Annotated in this window: 21 protein-coding genes; 1 reads left to right on the top strand and 20 read right to left on the bottom strand. The window is 51.0% G+C overall.

The window, feature by feature from the left end; translation table 11 throughout:
- Positions 1-99: 99 nt before the first annotated feature.
- The 11 genes from panD to H581_RS0114060 form a co-directional block, all read right to left on the bottom strand.
- The gene (gene panD, locus H581_RS0114110) at positions 100-483 is read right to left on the bottom strand and encodes an aspartate 1-decarboxylase (protein WP_028610569.1); all 384 of its coding nucleotides are present in this window, start codon (positions 481-483) and stop codon (positions 100-102) included.
- Positions 434-1,360: a pantoate--beta-alanine ligase gene (gene panC / locus H581_RS34005; protein ID WP_051250786.1), complete on the bottom strand. Its 927-nt coding sequence runs from the start codon at positions 1,358-1,360 to the stop codon at positions 434-436. Before panC ends, panD begins: the two co-directional genes overlap by 50 nt.
- Positions 1,357-2,268 (bottom strand): 3-methyl-2-oxobutanoate hydroxymethyltransferase, encoded by a 912-nt coding sequence (gene panB / locus H581_RS0114100; RefSeq protein WP_028610568.1) that lies wholly within the window; start codon positions 2,266-2,268, stop codon positions 1,357-1,359. The genes panC and panB overlap by 4 nt, the downstream gene beginning before the upstream one ends.
- A gap of 258 nt (positions 2,269-2,526) precedes the next feature.
- Positions 2,527-3,501: a biotin--[acetyl-CoA-carboxylase] ligase gene (locus tag H581_RS0114095; protein WP_028610567.1), complete on the bottom strand. Its 975-nt coding sequence runs from the start codon at positions 3,499-3,501 to the stop codon at positions 2,527-2,529.
- Positions 3,494-4,801 (bottom strand): CCA tRNA nucleotidyltransferase, encoded by a 1,308-nt coding sequence (locus H581_RS0114090; protein WP_169507504.1) that lies wholly within the window; start codon positions 4,799-4,801, stop codon positions 3,494-3,496. The genes H581_RS0114095 and H581_RS0114090 overlap by 8 nt, the downstream gene beginning before the upstream one ends.
- 31 nt (positions 4,802-4,832) lie before the next feature.
- Positions 4,833-5,996, bottom strand: a complete 1,164-nt coding sequence (gene bshA, locus H581_RS0114085; protein WP_028610565.1) for an N-acetyl-alpha-D-glucosaminyl L-malate synthase BshA — start codon at positions 5,994-5,996, stop codon at positions 4,833-4,835.
- 63 nt (positions 5,997-6,059) lie between these two features.
- Positions 6,060-6,758, bottom strand: coding sequence for a bacillithiol biosynthesis deacetylase BshB1 (gene bshB1, locus H581_RS0114080; RefSeq protein ID WP_028610564.1), 699 nt, complete (start codon positions 6,756-6,758; stop codon positions 6,060-6,062).
- Complete coding sequence (gene mgsA, locus H581_RS0114075; RefSeq protein ID WP_028610563.1) at positions 6,755-7,177, bottom strand: methylglyoxal synthase; 423 nt, start codon at positions 7,175-7,177, stop codon at positions 6,755-6,757. Before mgsA ends, bshB1 begins: the two co-directional genes overlap by 4 nt.
- 33 nt (positions 7,178-7,210) lie before the next feature.
- Positions 7,211-8,017, bottom strand: a complete 807-nt coding sequence (dapB, locus tag H581_RS0114070; RefSeq protein WP_028610562.1) for a 4-hydroxy-tetrahydrodipicolinate reductase — start codon at positions 8,015-8,017, stop codon at positions 7,211-7,213.
- Positions 8,018-8,024: 7 nt separating this feature from the next.
- Positions 8,025-8,570 (bottom strand): tetratricopeptide repeat protein, encoded by a 546-nt coding sequence (locus H581_RS0114065; RefSeq protein WP_028610561.1) that lies wholly within the window; start codon positions 8,568-8,570, stop codon positions 8,025-8,027.
- A gap of 54 nt (positions 8,571-8,624) precedes the next feature.
- Complete coding sequence (locus H581_RS0114060) at positions 8,625-8,960, bottom strand: nucleotide pyrophosphohydrolase (RefSeq protein WP_028610560.1); 336 nt, start codon at positions 8,958-8,960, stop codon at positions 8,625-8,627.
- A gap of 134 nt (positions 8,961-9,094) precedes the next feature.
- Between H581_RS0114060 and H581_RS0114055 the strand changes: the two genes are divergently transcribed.
- Positions 9,095-9,958, top strand: coding sequence for a YitT family protein (locus tag H581_RS0114055; protein ID WP_028610559.1), 864 nt, complete (start codon positions 9,095-9,097; stop codon positions 9,956-9,958).
- Between the two features lie 2 nt (positions 9,959-9,960).
- Here H581_RS0114055 and H581_RS0114050 read toward each other — a convergent pair whose 3' ends face one another.
- The 9 genes from H581_RS0114050 to H581_RS0114010 form a co-directional block, all read right to left on the bottom strand.
- Positions 9,961-10,830: a sporulation protein YpjB gene (locus H581_RS0114050; RefSeq protein ID WP_028610558.1), complete on the bottom strand. Its 870-nt coding sequence runs from the start codon at positions 10,828-10,830 to the stop codon at positions 9,961-9,963.
- Between the two features lie 42 nt (positions 10,831-10,872).
- Entirely contained in the window at positions 10,873-11,502 is a 630-nt protein-coding gene (locus H581_RS0114045) for a DUF1405 domain-containing protein (RefSeq protein WP_036718610.1), read from the bottom strand.
- An 82-nt stretch (positions 11,503-11,584) separates the two neighbouring features.
- Positions 11,585-12,460, bottom strand: coding sequence for a menaquinol-cytochrome c reductase cytochrome b/c subunit (locus tag H581_RS0114040; RefSeq protein ID WP_028610556.1), 876 nt, complete (start codon positions 12,458-12,460; stop codon positions 11,585-11,587).
- An 18-nt stretch (positions 12,461-12,478) separates the two neighbouring features.
- Positions 12,479-13,150 (bottom strand): menaquinol-cytochrome c reductase cytochrome b subunit, encoded by a 672-nt coding sequence (gene qcrB, locus H581_RS0114035; RefSeq protein WP_028610555.1) that lies wholly within the window; start codon positions 13,148-13,150, stop codon positions 12,479-12,481.
- A gap of 16 nt (positions 13,151-13,166) precedes the next feature.
- Positions 13,167-13,700, bottom strand: a complete 534-nt coding sequence (locus H581_RS0114030; protein WP_028610554.1) for a Rieske 2Fe-2S domain-containing protein — start codon at positions 13,698-13,700, stop codon at positions 13,167-13,169.
- Between the two features lie 240 nt (positions 13,701-13,940).
- Positions 13,941-14,363, bottom strand: a complete 423-nt coding sequence (locus H581_RS0114025; protein ID WP_028610553.1) for a DUF2487 family protein — start codon at positions 14,361-14,363, stop codon at positions 13,941-13,943.
- A 186-nt stretch (positions 14,364-14,549) separates the two neighbouring features.
- Complete coding sequence (locus H581_RS0114020; protein ID WP_028610552.1) at positions 14,550-14,732, bottom strand: IDEAL domain-containing protein; 183 nt, start codon at positions 14,730-14,732, stop codon at positions 14,550-14,552.
- A 22-nt stretch (positions 14,733-14,754) separates the two neighbouring features.
- Complete coding sequence (locus tag H581_RS0114015; protein ID WP_028610551.1) at positions 14,755-15,261, bottom strand: gamma carbonic anhydrase family protein; 507 nt, start codon at positions 15,259-15,261, stop codon at positions 14,755-14,757.
- Between the two features lie 96 nt (positions 15,262-15,357).
- On the bottom strand, positions 15,358-16,545 hold the full coding sequence (locus H581_RS0114010) for a hypothetical protein (protein ID WP_028610550.1): 1,188 nt from the start codon (positions 16,543-16,545) through the stop codon (positions 15,358-15,360).
- Positions 16,546-16,866 lie beyond the last annotated feature (321 nt).

The following is a 16,866-nucleotide window of genomic DNA, read 5'->3' as shown; positions in this document are numbered from 1 at the left end:
GAATTAAGGAGTGTTATGTTCATTTTTTGTTTTAACGAGGTATTTCATACGGTATGCCAGCCGTTACATAACGGAGGGGCGGCTCCTCCAATCAAGCAGTTACAGGATTGCGCCGTGCAGCTCCGCATTAAGCATCCGCAGCGGCCGGTTCTTCTCGTCCAGAATGGTAACGATCGGCTTATGCTCCTTTGCTTCTTCGTCCGTCATCATGGCATAGGAAATAATAATAACCTGATCGCCTGGCTGCACTTGTCTTGCGGCCGCGCCGTTCAAGCAGATGACGCCGGATCCGCGTTCACCGGTTATGATATACGTCTCGAAGCGTGCGCCGTTATTATTATTTACGATTTGCACCTTTTCATTTTCCCACATATTAGCCGCATCCATCAAATCCTCGTCAATGGTAATGCTGCCGACGTAATTCAAGTTCGCTTCAGTAACGGTTGCCCGGTGCAGCTTTGACTTCATCATCGTTCTGAACATGCACATTCACCTCGTTTGCGTGTAATAACCGGTTATCGATTAAGCGCGTTGCGCCGAATTTAACGGCAAGCGCCAAGATTAAAGGCTGGTTTAGCGTGTTTATAGGCGCATTCGCGGCGGGCGGCTGCAAGCTTGGGTAATAAAGCAATTCCGCGTAGTCGATAGCCGTCTCGGCGGCTTTATCGATTTGCACCTTCACCCTCGCCAGAAGGCGCTCCACGGTCATCCCCGGCTCCTTCAACCAATCGGAAGCTTTCTCCAGGGTCTGCGACAGGACAACCGCTTGCTGCCGCTGCTCCGCATTCAAATAAACATTGCGGGAGCTTAAGGCCAGGCCATCCGGCTCCCTGACGATCGGACAAGGAATAATATCGACCGGAAAGTTTAGATCGTTGACCATTTGTTGTATAACGGCAACCTGCTGCGCATCCTTCATGCCAAAATAGGCTTTGTCCGGCTGAACCAGATGGAACAGCTTACTGACTACGGTGCCTACACCGTCGAAGTGTCCGGGTCTCGATGCGCCGCACAGCCGGTCCGTGACCTGATTCACGATGACCGTTGTCAGCGGTTTCGCAGGATACATCTCCTGAACGGAAGGCATAAATACGATATCCGTTCCGCACTCCTCGGCAAGAGCAAGGTCGCGTTTCTCGTCGCGGGGATAACGATCCAGATCCTCGTTCGGCCCGAATTGGAGCGGATTAACGAATATGCTTAGCACAGTCGCATCGTTGTCTTCTGCCGAATAGCGCAGCAGACTGGCATGACCTTCATGAAGATAACCCATCGTCGGGACAAATCCGATGCTTTTTTCTTTTTTGCGCAGAAGACCGATTTGCTCCTTTAATTCCGTTATCGTACGGCAAATGATCATGTCAGCTTGACCCCTTTCACCGAAACCTTGCTGTCCTGCTGCCGTTTGTCCTCAGCGGCTTTGTCGCTGCCTCCGTAGATAGCGCCGACCGAGGTCTGCGACGCCTGGAACGAGTGTGCTTCTTCCGGGAAAGCGCGGGATTTCACGTCTTCCACGTACGAGCTGATCGCATTTCTTATCGTTGAGCCGATATCGGCATATGTTTTCACGAATTTTTTCTCGAAATAAGGCGAAGCGTATTGCAAAATATCATGATAGACAAGCACCTGGCCGTCGCAGCCGCGACCGGCGCCGATGCCGATGACCGGAATGGATATCGATTGGCTGATCAAGGTCGCAAGCGGCTCGGTTACGAGCTCCAGCACGATGCTGAACGCCCCGGCATCTTCAAGCGCCTTCGCGTCCTCCAAGAGCTTCTCGGCTTCCTGATCGAGCTTCCCCTGCACCTTATAGCCGCCCAATTGATGAACGGATTGAGGCGTAAGGCCGATATGCCCCATCACCGGTATGCCTGCCTTGACGAGCGCCGCTACATCCGAAGCGATATCCGCGCCGCCTTCAAGCTTAACGGCTTGAGCGCCGCCCTCCTGCATGATTCTCGCTGCATTGCGAAGGGTCGATTCGCGTCCGATGCCATACGTCATGAACGGCATATCGGCCACGATAAAGGTTTGCTGCGCCCCTCTTGCAACCGCCCTTGTATGATAGACGATATCATCAATCGTAACGGGTATGGTCGTATCGTATCCCAAGACGACATTTCCAAGGGAATCGCCAACCAGTATCACATCGATTCCCGCTTCTTCGGCAAGCTTCGCCGAAGGATAATCGTAAGCTGTAAGAACGGAAATCGCATTGCGTTCCTTCTTCATTTTCTTCATGGACGTAATTGTCAGTCGTTTCCTCATCAGCTTCATCCTCCGATCAATAATTTAGGATAAACACAAAAAAACCTTTTAGCCGCTGCTAAAAAGGTCCCCAAACTGAAAAGGAAACGATTGCTTGTCGTGCTTCCTTCTGTCTCGGTCCCTTCGGCTCAGAGCAGAGTGGTGCATTCCCAATCTTTAACGCATTATGATCCGTTACCAGTGCAGCTTCACGCAAGAATACCGCCTGATAGTTGTAGTGTAACAAATTTTAAGCAGGACGTAAATGAAATTCAATCCCTATAGAGGTTCGCCCATTTCCGCCGAAAATACGGATTTGAAAGTGCCGTCCGCCAGCTCCACCCGGATCGCTCCGCTTTCCTCGAGCCCGACGGGTACGCCGGCAATATCGCCTTGCGGCGTAATGAGACGAACCTGCTTGCCCAGCGAAACCGACAAGGCTTCCCACAATGTGATAACGGGTCCGAAGCCCTGTTCCTGATAGAGCAAATAGAGCTGCTCCCATTCCTTCAAAAAGTCGGCGACGACTTCGGTCCGTTCCCATTTCCGCCCGCCGGCGATTCTAAGCGAGGTCGCTTTCGCCAATAATTCCTCCGGATAATCGCTTTCCTCCAAATTAACGCTGATGCCGATTCCGGCGATCACGTACCTCAGACGCTCATCCTCCGCCGCGGATTCCAATAAGATGCCGCTAATTTTTTTCCCCTCGATCAGAAGATCATTCGGCCATTTGATTCCAATCGACAGGCCCGTTATCCGTTTCAAGCTTCTGCACAGCGCAACAGCCGTTAATAACGTAAGCTGCGGAGCAAAATGAATCGGAATGGTCGGGCGCAGCACCATGCTCATCCATACGCCTTGTCCGCGCGGAGAAATCCAGCCCCGGCCCATGCGTCCCCGACCGCTTACTTGCTGCTCCGCGATAATGAGCGTACCTTCGGGCGCTCCTTCTTCGGCCGCGGCGCGGGCGATATTCTGAGTCGATTCGACCGAATCGAACAGCTGCAAGGATTTGCCGAACACGTCGGATTTCAAGCTTAATCCCAGCTCTTCGGCGGAAAATAGGTCAGGTACGCTCATTAAGCGGTATCCCAGCTTTCTCGATGCTTCGAACCGGTATCCTGCCGCTTCAAGCTTTCGGATTTGCTTCCAAACCGCCGTTCGGCTCACGCCGAGCTCTTGGCTGATTCGCTCGCCTGATACATACACGCCCGAATTGTTATCAAATAACGATAGAATTGCTTCATTATTCATGATTAGTTTCCTCTTTATCCCATGATTCGGCCTGTTCAAGCAAGGCCTGCTTCTCATTCGGCAGATGGCCGAGCGCGGCCTCGAGCAGCAGCCGGTTTAACCATTCGCTAATCCAAGGACCCGATTCCCGGTCTAAGTGTTCCGTAAGCTCTCTGCCGCTTACATGAAGCTGCTTTAAGGTTGTGATAGATATTGCGTCAAGCCAATCCTCCAATCGCCTTACATGAACGTTCAGGCCGTTTAGAAGCGACGGCTGCAGGGCATTTACGATTTCCAGCCATTGACCCGCAAGCTTCTTGCCATACATTAAAATCATTTCAACCCACCTTAGGCGAATGGATGGCTCGTCCTTATTAATTGCAGCGTCAAGCATTTGCTTGTGGATACTCAAGATGGAGATCATCGTTTTGATTCTCAGCTTTGAAAAACGCAGAGATTGCAGCGTCTGCTCGGCGGAATCGCCGGCAAGCGACAAGCTCATTAAAACTGCTGCCCAGCGCAGATCAGTCTCCTTCAGCCTATTCAGCTTACTGAACGATTCGTCGGCGCACCTGTTTCCGTATGCCTCATCAACCGCAAGTACCGCCTCTTCCGGCATAGGCTCCTTCAGGTAGTGAAGCAGTCCGCTTGCCGCAGTAAAATAAAGCGCCCGTTCAGGCGTCTTTCCTGCCATCATTTTATCCAGCTCAGCCAGCACTCGCTCCATCGCGATATATTTCATTAGCTTACGGTAACGAATCAGCGCCTGCCATGACGATTGGGATGGCCTCAGGTTATAGGCGCCAATGAATCGAACGGCCCGGAGCATTCGCAAAGCATCTTCTTGAAATCTGGCATTCGGGTCGCCCACGCAGCGCAGAACGCCATTCTTCAAATCCTCTAGGCCTTTAAAGGGATCAATGAGCCCGCCTTCCTCGGTCAAAGCCATCGCATTCATCGTAAAGTCCCTTCGCTGCAAATCGCCTTCCAGGGACGATATAAACTGCACGCTTTCCGGCCTGCGGTGCGTCTCGTATTTCGACTCCCGTCGATAGGTCGTCACTTCATATGCCGACTTGCCGGACAATACCGTTACGGTACCGTGCTGCAGGCCGGTAGGGATGCATCGTTCAAATAGCTCAAGCACCTGTTCCGGACGGGCCGAAGTTGCGATATCCACGTCTTTGACCGGTAAGTCAAGAACCGTATCCCTGACGCAGCCGCCAACAAAGACGGCTTCGAATTGATGCTCTCGAAGCCGCTTAAGGACAGGTAATGCGGTTGCGATTGATTCCGGCAGCGTAAGTTTCAATTGATTCACCGTCCCTTGAGAGCGGGAGCCTTCATAGCTGCTATTCGGTGCACACCGCCACCGGCAGATCCGCTTCGATGCCAAGCACCCCGTAATAAATATGCTCATATTGCGTCGTAATAATGTCATTGCAAAATTCGTTTCTGGCTCTAAACATACAGGCCTGCCGAAATCGTTCATGAAGCTTCTCGTCGAGCAATAACCGCTCTACGTTATGTGCCATGTCCTCAACGTCTCCGACTTGCGACAGGAAGCCGGTCTCTCCATGCGTAACCAGCTCCGGAATGCCGCCCGCAGTCGAGCCGACGGTCGGTACGCCGCATGCCATTGCCTCCAGCGCCACCAGACCGAAGCTTTCTTTCTCGGAAGGCAGCAGCAGTACGTCAGCCAACGAAATCACCTGCGCGACGTCATCCTGCTTGCCGAGGAAATGGACGCGGTCCTCAAGCCCAAGCTGCCGTATTTTGCATTGCATTTTGGACTGCTCCGGCCCTTCCCCTACCAGAAGGAGCTTTGACGGCACCTTCTGCGATACGCGGGCGAAGATGTCCACGACATCGCCTACGCGCTTGACCGGGCGAAAGTTTGAAATATGCATCAGTATTTTCTCATTCGGTTCCGCGAAATCCGATCGCAAGGATGTCACGTCCCGAGGATAGTAGATACGCTTATCCACGAAATTATAGGTTAGTTCGATCGGCGTCGTTATATCCAGCAGCTGTCTGGTTTCTTGGATTAAGTCATTGGATACGGCCGTGACGGCATCGCTCTGGTGAATGGCCAGACGGATTAAGTCTTTCAGCGACTCATCCTGCGCCAGTACCGTAATATCGGTGCCATGCAGCGTGGTAACCGTCTTAAGCCCGTCTCCGTTCATCTGCTTCGCCAAATAAGCGCAGACGGCATGCGGCACCGCATAATGCACGTGAAGCAGGTCCAACTGCTGCATTTTAGCGACCTGCGCCATTTTGCTGGCGAGCGCCAAGTCATACGGCGGGTAACGGAACACATAATAATCATTTACTTCCACTTCATGATAGAAAATATTTTTATGAAATTTGCCTAACCGGAAAGGAATGCTGTGCGTTATAAAATGAATCTCATGTCCGCGTTCCGCAAGCAGCTTCCCTAATTCGGTCGCAACGACTCCTGATCCTCCCAGTGTCGGATAGCAGGTAATCCCGATTTTCAACTTTCTCGCCACCGTTGCCGCACCTCCTGTGTTCGTCACGTACTCTAGTGTATTCGATAAGAGCTGTACGATTTGTCAAAAAAATTGTACGGCATGAGGGCGCTTCAAAGCAAAGCCCTCTGCGTATGTCCAGCCTTGGGCTTGTCCGAGCAGCGAATCACGCGCTTCCACGCGTTCAATATAACGGTTCGTAAGCGGCGTTGCAACGCGGTCGGCGCCGGCTGCAGCCGATTCGAACTGCGACCGGTAAGCCATAAGCGCATGGCGCTTCGTCTGATAATGTTCGCTTATGTCGACGATAAGCGATACTTGCCCGCTATCGTTTATATAATAATAGATGAGCTGCTCCACTTGTACGGCAGGCAGATCGGGCATGTAGCGGCGAAGCTTCGCATTAAAAACCGCCTCCTCGATCAATCGGCTGCAAGCCACGTGATCCGGATGACGATCCACCCAATAAGGCGCGAATACGACCCTCGGTCTACCGTTTCTAATCTCGGCGACGATTTGTTCGATCTGGCTTCTTGACGGCTCCAGGCCGCGGTCGGGCAGACCAAGATTCGAGCGTTTGCTCAAACCAAGCACTCTCGACGCTTCAGCCGCTTCCCGCTTGCGCAGCTCCGCATTGCCGTTCGAAGACATTTCTGCCTCCGTGAGATCACAGACGCCTACGCGGTAGCCGGCCTGAGCATGCTTCGCGATTGTGCCGCCCATCCCGATCTCCGCATCGTCCGCATGAGCGCCGAATACGAGAATATCCAGCGATTCCGTCATGATTCAATACCCGGCTTATATTTGTGCACAAGCTCGCGCCAAGCAAAATCACCGCGTTCGAGCGCTTTAACGAGCAGCTCGGCCGTCGCTACGTTAGTGGCGACCGGAATGCCCTGCACGTCGCATAACCGAAGCAAAGCGATAATGTCCGGCTCATGCGGCTGCGCCATCAACGGATCTCGTAAAAAGATGATAAGATCCATCTCATTTTGCGCCACTAAAGCACCGATCTGTTGATCGCCTCCGAGAGGCCCTGACATAAAACGATGTATGGATAAATCCGTTTGCTCCATGATCCGAGTTCCCGTCGTACCGGTAGAATACAGCTTATGCGGGACGAATACCTTCTCGTAAGCAATGACAAAATTGACGATTTCCTCTTTCTTGCGATCATGCGCGATAAATGCAATATTTAACATGCTGACGTACCCCTCTCCCGCTGCCGGATGAAACTAATCCATAATATGTTCAAAGCCGTAAATCAAACCGCTGTACGTCATGACCTTCTTCACCGCAACGTTAACGCCGGGCATGTAGCCGGCCCGGTCATACGAGTCATGGCGAATTTTGAGCGTTTGCCCATGGCCCCCGAATACGACCTCTTGCTGGGCGAATACGCCCGGAAGCCTTACGCTATGTATACGGAACCCGTTATAATAGCCGCCGCGCGCCCCTTCAATGACTTCTTCTTCCTTCGGGTTTCCTTGGCGTAGTTCTTTGCGTGCCTGAGAAATCAGCTCGGCTGTTTTGATCGATGTGCCTGACGGGGCGTCCAGCTTCTGATCGCCGTGATATTCGATAATTTCAACATGAGGCATATACTTGGATGCTTCCGCGGCGAATTTCATCATCAGGATCGCTCCGATAGAGAAGTTAGGCGCGATTAATCCGCCAAGCTCTTTCTTCTTGCAGAGCTCGTCCAACTCTTCAATCTGCCCGGGCGTGAACCCGGTTGTCCCGATGATCGGACGGACTCCGTATTCGATCGCCGTTCTTGTATTACCGTAAGCCGCTTGCGGGACAGTGAAATCAACCAGCACGTCCGCATGAGAGCCGTTCAACGCTTCTTCAAGCGTTGCGCTGACGATAACGCCGGTTTCCCCCTTGCCGGCGAAGACGCCCGCATCGACAAGTCCTGCTGAAGGAGCGGCCGCTGCGACCAATTGTAGCGCGTCGTCCTCCAGCACCATCTTCACAACCTCGCGGCCCATTCTTCCGCTGGCTCCTGCTACTGCTACCTTAATTTTGTGTGTCGGCATGCTATGATCACCTGTTCCTTTTCCTATTTCGTGCATTGATCCTGACGCGCAGCATACGCTTCTTCCGATTGACTTCGGACAACAGCCTGCGGGCAGCGGAGTGGCTTGGATCAAGCCGTAACGCTTCCCTCGCATTTGCCGCTGCGTCATCCAACAGATTCAGCGAAACATAGATGACGCCTAGCTTATAGAAAGCTTCAAAGCTTAACGGATCAAGCGCCGCCGCCTGATTCAGCAGATCCGCCGCATCATGAAGCTTCGGCGGCACTGCCCCAAGCAGAAGATCAGCTTCCGACTGCAGCAGCTTTGCTTCCACCGTTTGCAAATGATACTGATATTCGGCATGCTCCGGATCCAGCTTAACGGCCATTTCCGCGTTTTGCTTCGCTTTCGCCCATTTTCCGCTGCGCGCGCAAGAAACGGCGCATTTATGATAATAAGATGCATTCTCCGGCTCGGCAGCGATCGCTTGCTCGAACCAATAAATGGCTTGCTCGAAATCGCTGTTGAAGATGAATTCGTATGCTTTCTTAATGCAGCTCTCTCCATCCATCCGCCCATCCTCCTTGTACACAGGTTGATGGTACAGCATATGTAGGGAGCTTGTTTACTGTTCGGTCAATTTCTTCGTCCACCGGTCCGCGTCGCGGGTTTTGAACTTATGCATCACTTTATCGTGCGCTTCCGTCAAATCGATGTTTAGCGAATTGGCGAAGCAGGATAATATAAATAAAATATCGCCTAACTCCATTTCGACGGAATTTTCCGCTTCATCCGCCTTTTTCGGCTTCTCGCCGTAGAAGTGGTTTACCTCTCTGGCAAGCTCGCCAACTTCCTCCGACATTCTGGCCATCAGCGCAAGCGGGCTGAAGTAGCCTTCTTTGAATTGAGAGATGTAATCATCGACTTCTCTCTGTATTAAAGCGAGCGTCTTATCTGACATCGAATCCGATTCCTTTCCGTCAATGGCTATACATCCCTATGTTAACGTAAACGCATATTTAAAATCAATGTTTTTCGAATGGCGGCAATGTGCCATACTACACTAGTATACATAACCAGAAGGAGTGCACGAACATGTCGAAAATATTTATTCATTTGCGCAATGTTATCCCGATCCTCATCGGCACGGCCATCTATGCATTCGGGCTGCACTATTTCGTTATTCCGAACCAGCTTATGGAGGGCGGCGTTACGGGAATCGCCGTCCTGCTCAATTATGCCGCCGGCTGGCCTCTGTCCATTTCAACGCTGCTCCTTAATATTCCGTTGTTCTTATTAGGATGGAAGGCGCTCGGACGCGGGCAGATGATGTACACCTTGCTTGGCATCGTAGCCCTGTCGGCCTTCCTGGCGTTAATGGAACAATTAATTGGCAAAGGCATTCTTATCCCGTTCCAGAGTTCCAATGATTATATGCTTGTCGCTCTGTATGCGGGCGTCTCGCTCGGAGCCGGTCTAGGCATCGTCTTTCGTTTCGGCGGCACGACGGGCGGTGTCGATATCGTTGCCCGTATCGTTACCCGTTCGAAAGGAATAAGCATGGGGCAATTTATTTTAACGATGGATGCCATTATTATCGGTATTTCTTTGCTTTACATTCCGATGGCCAAAGTGCTGTATACACTCGTGACGGTATTTATCGCTTCCAAGCTGATCGATTTTATTCAGGACGGCGCTTACGCGGCGAAAGCATTTTCCATCATTACGGATCATGGAGATGCGATCGCAAGAAAAATTACGGTTGAGCTGGAGCGCGGGGTGACTTTGATTCCGGCAAAAGGAGTATTCTCGGGACAGCAAAAAGAAGTCGTGTATTGCGTCGTTCAAAGGCAGGAAATTCGCCGTTTGAAAGCGATCGTACGCAATACCGACCCCCGTGCTTTTATCGTAATCAACGAAGTGCAGGATGTGTTGGGCGAAGGCTTTAAGGAAGAATAATTTCAGGATAGGGGCTTGCTGTCGAATGGATTCATTTTATATTTCCTCCACCCCGAGTAGGTAAGCACCGCGGAAATGATCGCGCCGAGAAACAGCGTCCATCCAAGCGGATGAGCGGCTGCGGGCGGCGCTACAGCCGGCAGCGAGGCCTCGGCCCCGCTCTGTTCGAATATACGGTAAATAGAAAATTTTAAAGCTTTCAGGGATTGCTCCACCATCGCTTCATTTCCGGAGCTTGACTTCGCGGAATCGAGCAGCTGATTCGTGTATCTAATCCGCTCGCTTAGTTCTGTATAACGCATGCTTCCATATAACAGACTAATAGCCGGCTCAATCCGTACGGCATGCTCCTGGAGGCTGTTCATCGAAGCCCGGGCCGCTTCGGCGGCATCGTCGGTTTGCCGCTTCCATGCCTTCTCAAGCCGTGTCAGATCATCCAGCATGACGCTTTCATATTGAAGCCATAACGCATGATCCGAGCGCGACAGCGCATCCGCCGCCAAGCGGATGCGGGCAGCCTCCTGAAGCCAGACGGAATGTGCGCCTCTGCTCGTTAGTTTCAGCTTAATCGCATCCGCGTCCTGCTTCATGGATTCCCAGCCGTCCCGGTTGCCCGCTGCGTATTTAAGCTCGCCGCCGATCATCCGTTGAAGCTGCTGTACATATTGAAAGCCGGCTTGGCGATTATTCGTATAAGCCGCTTGATATAAGGAATTCGCGATCTCATCCATTCTGGAAAGCTGCATCTGCGATTGAGGCGAGAAAATCGATGTTAGCCGGTCCAAGGAAGAAGAGCTTCCCCACACGGCTCCCGCGCCTCCGATCGTCATGACGATACAGATAACGAATGGAATAATGATTCGTACCTTCATGGACATCCCCCCCTAAATCAATCTATGAGGGGATGTCCACCCTTATACCTTCTTTCTAAAGCGCCATACAAGCCAAGCAGCAGCAAAGCTGATGATCGATAACGCGAATGTAAAGGCGCGAACGGCCGACAAATCATCATCAAGCTCATCCGCGAGATACGGAAATATTCCAAACGTATAGTCTACCGTATCGTTAAGCAGCAGCCATCCCGTTCCGACCGCCAGAGCCGCTGTGCCCGCTTTCATAAAACGGAAAAAAAGCAGCGCTTCGAACGCCATTCCCAAATGGGAAGCGATCAGCATGTAATGCTGCCAGTATAAATCCGCCCCCTGCCATGCACCCGCAACGATCATCGCAACAGCCCAAATCCCGTATTTAACCGAACAAACGACGGCTAATGCTTCAATGATAGAACGGCCTATGGATGCGATTCGATTCGATGGGCTCGGCGGGTACAATAAATAAAGCAAGGCCAATGTAAAAAATAAGCTCGCCGTCGGCGAGTCGGGCACAAAGACGATACGCCATAACGGATGATGCTGCAGCGTATCGAATAATTGGCCCTCGTACCAGATGTAACCGTATATCGTCCCCGCGAGGTTGACCAGGAACAAGAGCCATAAGAACGATCGGTTAAGCAGAAACTCACGGCTCCAAAAAACGGAGAGCATCTCTCTACACTTCCTCTCTCGATGTGTCATTCAAAAAAAACCTGACCGCATAATACGATCAGGTTTTTTATCGGGCGGCTGACTATTCAGCCGCCGTTTTTTGTTTGGAAAGCCATGTTGCCAGCTGATCGATTTCTTCAGAGGACAACGAATCCTTAAAGGCCGGCATTGCGCCATTGTTGCGTCCGTTCGTTATAACTTCCGCTATTTCTTCCTTCGAAAGGATGTCGCCAACGCCAGTCAATGGAGGAACCGAGCCTTGACCCTTCAAGTCAGCTGCATGACAGCTTACGCATTGCGCTTGCTTGGCAATGTCCATGGCCGGGTCGTCAGCATCGACCAGTGAAGCCACTGGGGCAGGCTTCGTATAATTCGGCCGCTCCTTGCCTGCTTCCGCTGCTTCGCGCGCCTTCTCTTCCCGTTCAATATGCTCTGGGATCTGACCGTTTGCTTCCAGCGTATGCTGGTAGTGATCCCAAGACACTACGGTCAAATAAACGCATGCGATAAGCGAGAGAAACATAAGCGATGAAGCGATCGGACGGCGGTAGAACCGGCGCTCCTTACCTGTGTCCAGGAACGGAGCAAGCAGCAAGCCGCCGAACAAAACTCCGGGAACACCCAGCGTTCCAAGCAAGATATAATCCTGCGAAACGTATGGGTATTTCAAAAATTGATACAAGAACAAGAAATACCAGTCCGGCATCGGGACGAAAGCGGCATTCGTCGGATCTGCAGGGTAACCAAGTGGAGCCGGCTCTGCAATCGTCCATGCTAGAAAACCGACCAAAACAACGCAACCGACCATCCATTCCTTCAGCAGGAAGTTCGGAATAAAAGCTTCCGATTTTCCCGGGAATGCGGTGTAATCCGGAGGGATGTTCGGATGGTTGCTTTTCTTCACACGCGAATCGCCGACATAGACAACCTTCTCGTTCGAATTATGACCATGCGCCATAAGTAAGCCCTCCTTCGCTTAAAGTGGTCCAGAAATACCTTGTTTCCGAATCATGATAAAGTGCGCCGCAAGCATCGCGATCAATGCGCCAGGCAAGAAGAATACGTGGATCGCAAAGAAACGGGTGAGCGTCTGCGCGCCTACGATATCGCCGCCGTACAGGAAATCTGCGATATACGGCCCAAGTACCGGAACGGATGCGGCTATTTCGACACCGACCTTCGTTGCGTAGTAAGCTTTATTATCCCATGGAAGCAGGTAGCCCGTGAACCCTAGGCCTAACATGATGAAGAAAATGAGCATTCCGACTACCCAGTTCATTTCGCGCGGCGCCTTGTAAGAACCGGTAAAGAAAACTCTCAGGGTATGTAGGAACATCATAACGATTACAAGGCTTGCCCCGAAATGGTGCATTCCCCGCACGATTTGCCCGAAAGCAACCTGGTGCTGTAAGTAGTCAACGCTCGCATAAGCATTGATGATGTCTGGAACGTAATACATCGTCAAGAACATCCCGGACAAAATTTGAATTACGGTTATGAAGAACGTCAAGCCGCCGAAGCAATAGACGAAGGCGGAGAAATGATGCGCAGGGTTGACGTGCTCGGGCACTTCGTGGTCTGCGACGTCTCTCCAAAGCGGCGTAATGTCAAGACGTTCGTCAATCCAGTTGTATACACTTTTAAACATCTGCAATACGCCCTCCTTAACCCAATCGTGTATTCGGCATTACCGGACCCAGGTATACGAATCCGTTCTCAACTTTCACTTCGTATTCATCGAGCGGCTTCGGCGCAACGGTAATATTCTTCCCGTCTTTCGTATAACGGGCGTCATGGCAAGGGCAGTCATACTCGTTCTTGCCCTTCGTGTTCCAACCGATCGTACAGCCTAGATGCTTACAAACCGGCGAAAGAGCAAAAATCGCATTGTTCGCATCCTTCGAGATCCATGCGGATAGTTCAGGATCGCTTTCATACCAGCCGTCGACCTGATGAATTTTAAATTTGAATTCTTGAGGCTCATTCGTAATTTTGCTCTCTTCCACAACTTTTACGTATGTGCCGCCGGTCTTCTTCACGAGGAGCGGATCCACTGCGAAACGAACCATCGGCAATACCGCGCCGCCCATCATAAATGCAGTCGTGCCGCCGAGCGTATATGACAAAAATTGACGCCGGGACATCTCTTTGCGCTGAACCGGTTTATGCGCGGACTCATGTTGTTCATGGTTACTCATCTTCTGTTCTAACCCCCTTTGCCAACCATATCTCGCGTCTTGCCGCACGGCAAAAACACATGACGAACTAGGACATAACTTATAATAGCCTAGGTGCTTGGGAGCGTCAAGAATATGGCCATACATTTGCGTCGTTATCAAAAAGCCGTTCAATAATTTGTTATTATTTTGTCACATTTGATCTTGTCTGGCATTTGTTTTCCCCAAAATAAGAACATATTATTCGGAATTTCCAATCTGTCAGACGGCTTGTCCGTTCCACATCGAACGAATGGCGTCCGACACGTCGGCCTGTGCCGGCAAGCTGCCGTCTTCATTCGGAAGAAAGCTTAAATTCATGGCCGGGCAAGCCAGCTCCAGCTCCTTGTTCGCCGTCACTACGATCGCATAACGAAATCCCGCCCGCTTGGCGGATTCGCACCACTCGTTCACCATCTCCGGTAAATTTCCGCTGCCGGTAATATAATGCCAAGCCGGGTATGTGACAACTCTGCCCTTAAACGGAATTTCGATTAAATCCATCATGTCTCTCAATCGCTCCAGCCATTCTGTCGCCTCATAGGGCTTCTCACCGCCCGCCATGCCCGTCACGGGCAGGAGGCAGGTATCCAAGTAAGGACTCAGTTCGTCCCACTGATCGGCTGTAATTTCACTAAACTTCATGCTCCCCATCCCACTCCAAATATTATTGTGAAGCAAAACTTCGCTTCTCCTATGTTAACGTTCTTCCTTCCCCTTGCCAATCCTTAGATTCAAAAAAAAGCCTCCATGCCGGAGGGACAACTCTGTCCGCCCGTACATGGAAGCTTTCGCCACTCCCCGCCAGAAAGTTAATCTAGCAGAAAGAAACTATCTTTTTAAAGCATTCAACTGTTTCGCAAGACGGTAAAACGTATCCTCGTCGCCTGCCGCCAGCGCTTTATCGATTGCAGCATAAATTTGATTCGTCTGAAACTTCAGCACCGCTTCATCGAGCACGAATTCCGCAGCCAGACCGAGCATGGCTTCATACGTTACCTTCATTTTGTCCATAGGATACACCTCCAAACCGGCGTTAAGAGATCCTATATTCTATTCCTTTCGTCACGTAGCTCTCCATCGTTCTTTTCATTCGCTGCAAATCATCTTCTGTTAATTCTCTTACGACTTTGGCGGGTGAACCAATTGAAAGAGTATAGGGTGGTATTTTTTTATTCTCTGTAACAATCGAACCGGCTCCTACTAAAGCATATTCACCAATGTCTGCGCCGTTAAGTACGATTGCCCCCATTCCGATTAATGTGCCTCTGCCTATCGTGCAGCCATGTATAATGGCGCCATGTCCGACGGAAACCTCATCTTCTATCAGCAGGGGTTGGTTTATATTAACATGGCCGATCGTTCCGTCCTGCAGGTTGCAGCTGCGGCCGATTCTAATCGGGGCAAGGTCGCCGCGCAGCACGGCGTTAAACCAGACAGTGCTTCGCTGTGCAATGGCGACGTCCCCTATAATTTTTGCGCCTTCCGCTATGTAAACATCCTCGTGAATGGCAGGCAGGATGCCTTTGTACGGCAATAACATGTATCATCCGCTCCTTCTGCATCGAATTATAAGCTCGCATAAGCATCTTGTATCTTATACTCTACCTTATATTCCGACCAGCACCAAATGCGTGCTTTATAGCTGGCGCGATGAAACCGGCTTTTGCTCGTCCATGCCAACTCCAGCGACAAGCGCTCTTCCCGCTTTCGTCATTTTGACGACGGCGCCGTGAATCGGATGCTCGCCTAACCGCAGCATGCCAAGGTGAACCATCATGGTCAGGATCCGCTGCTCCAATATCGTATTCGCGTCGTCGTAATAATAAGGCTTGATGAAAGGCACGAGCACCTCTCGCAGCGACTCGACCGTCACCCATTGCACCGCAAGCGAGTCTATCCAATGAACAAGCGCGAGAATATTCGTGACCGGCCCTTTGTACAGCTTCAGCCAGAAACGATAAAGCTGCTCCGGTTCGCCGGGAGGTCTTGAGACAAGCCTTTCCTCTCCCGCCGGCAATAATCCCAATACCGTTTGACTCTCATTTATGTATTTGCTCGCCAGGGAGTAATCGTAGATGAACGAGAATCGGTTCGGATAATGGTTGAAATGCCTGCCGTATCCGAAGCGCCAGGCTCCTTTGGCCGGCATCTCTTCCTGAACGCCGAACCGGTCCAGGATTTGCTGCGTAAAACGTTTATACATGGATCCGTCGGCCGTCAGCTGCACTTCATTGTGATAGGAGTAATGAAGAAACTGGGTGATATCATCATGAATGAGCAGCTGTTCATCCCGGTACACCGGCGGTTCTTCCGTGTAGATAAGATTTGCCGCGAACCGTCTTGCCAGCGTCTCGCGAAACCGGGACTTTAGATCGTTGGGCACTTGAAACAAATAGCGGTTCGGTCCGCTAAAACCGTTAAACAGCCAGCCTTGGTGCTTAAACTTGGCAATCATCTCTCTTGGGCTTAACGGCTTTTCGTCGGTCCCGGACTTTCTTTTGCTCTTTTTTGTTTTTTTAACCGGTTCTGTCTCTGCCTTCGCTTCCGCAGACCCTTCGCCAAATCTGCTGTGCTGCACGCGCGCAATCAAGTCCTCTAGGCTGAAGGAGTTTCGCGTCTCGAACAGTAAGGAATTCAGAAATCGCAGGTCCTCAAGCTTCATGCTGCTGATTTGCGCTTCAAAGACATCGTTTCGACTTACAGTAGAGAGAATGGATTGAATCAAATCGTTTTTGGAGTTTCCATTGCACTCGCATCGGTAAACATCTGCAATTCTGCTAAGCTGCTGTATATCTGCGTAACCTAGCATATCCGATAAATTCATAGCTCTCTCCTTTCCACTTGAGTCCGGCTTTCGATGAAAAGGGACTCGCTACTTCAGCCTTTTATGCGGTGGATAAGCGTTTGTTAGTACCATTATGGGAAAATATGATTTATTTTATAACCTCGTACTTCCGATTTCCTAGGAAACTTATAAATTCACGATGAGGTCACAAGCAGAAACGCCTGACGGCGTCCTATCTGAGGACGATTTTTTAAAAAAAGAACCCTCCCCTTGTGAACTGTGACCCGTAAGAAGGACACTTTGAAAAAAGTGACCCTCTTGTGGGTCATTTGTGTTTTAATCGAGATACTGGGAAGAGGA

Origin of the sequence: Paenibacillus harenae DSM 16969, from assembly GCF_000422465.1 — a bacterium.
GTDB lineage: Bacteria > Bacillota > Bacilli > Paenibacillales > Paenibacillaceae > Pristimantibacillus > Pristimantibacillus harenae.
Note: the sequence above shows the minus strand (reverse complement) of the source record. Positions and strands in the feature narration are given on the sequence as shown.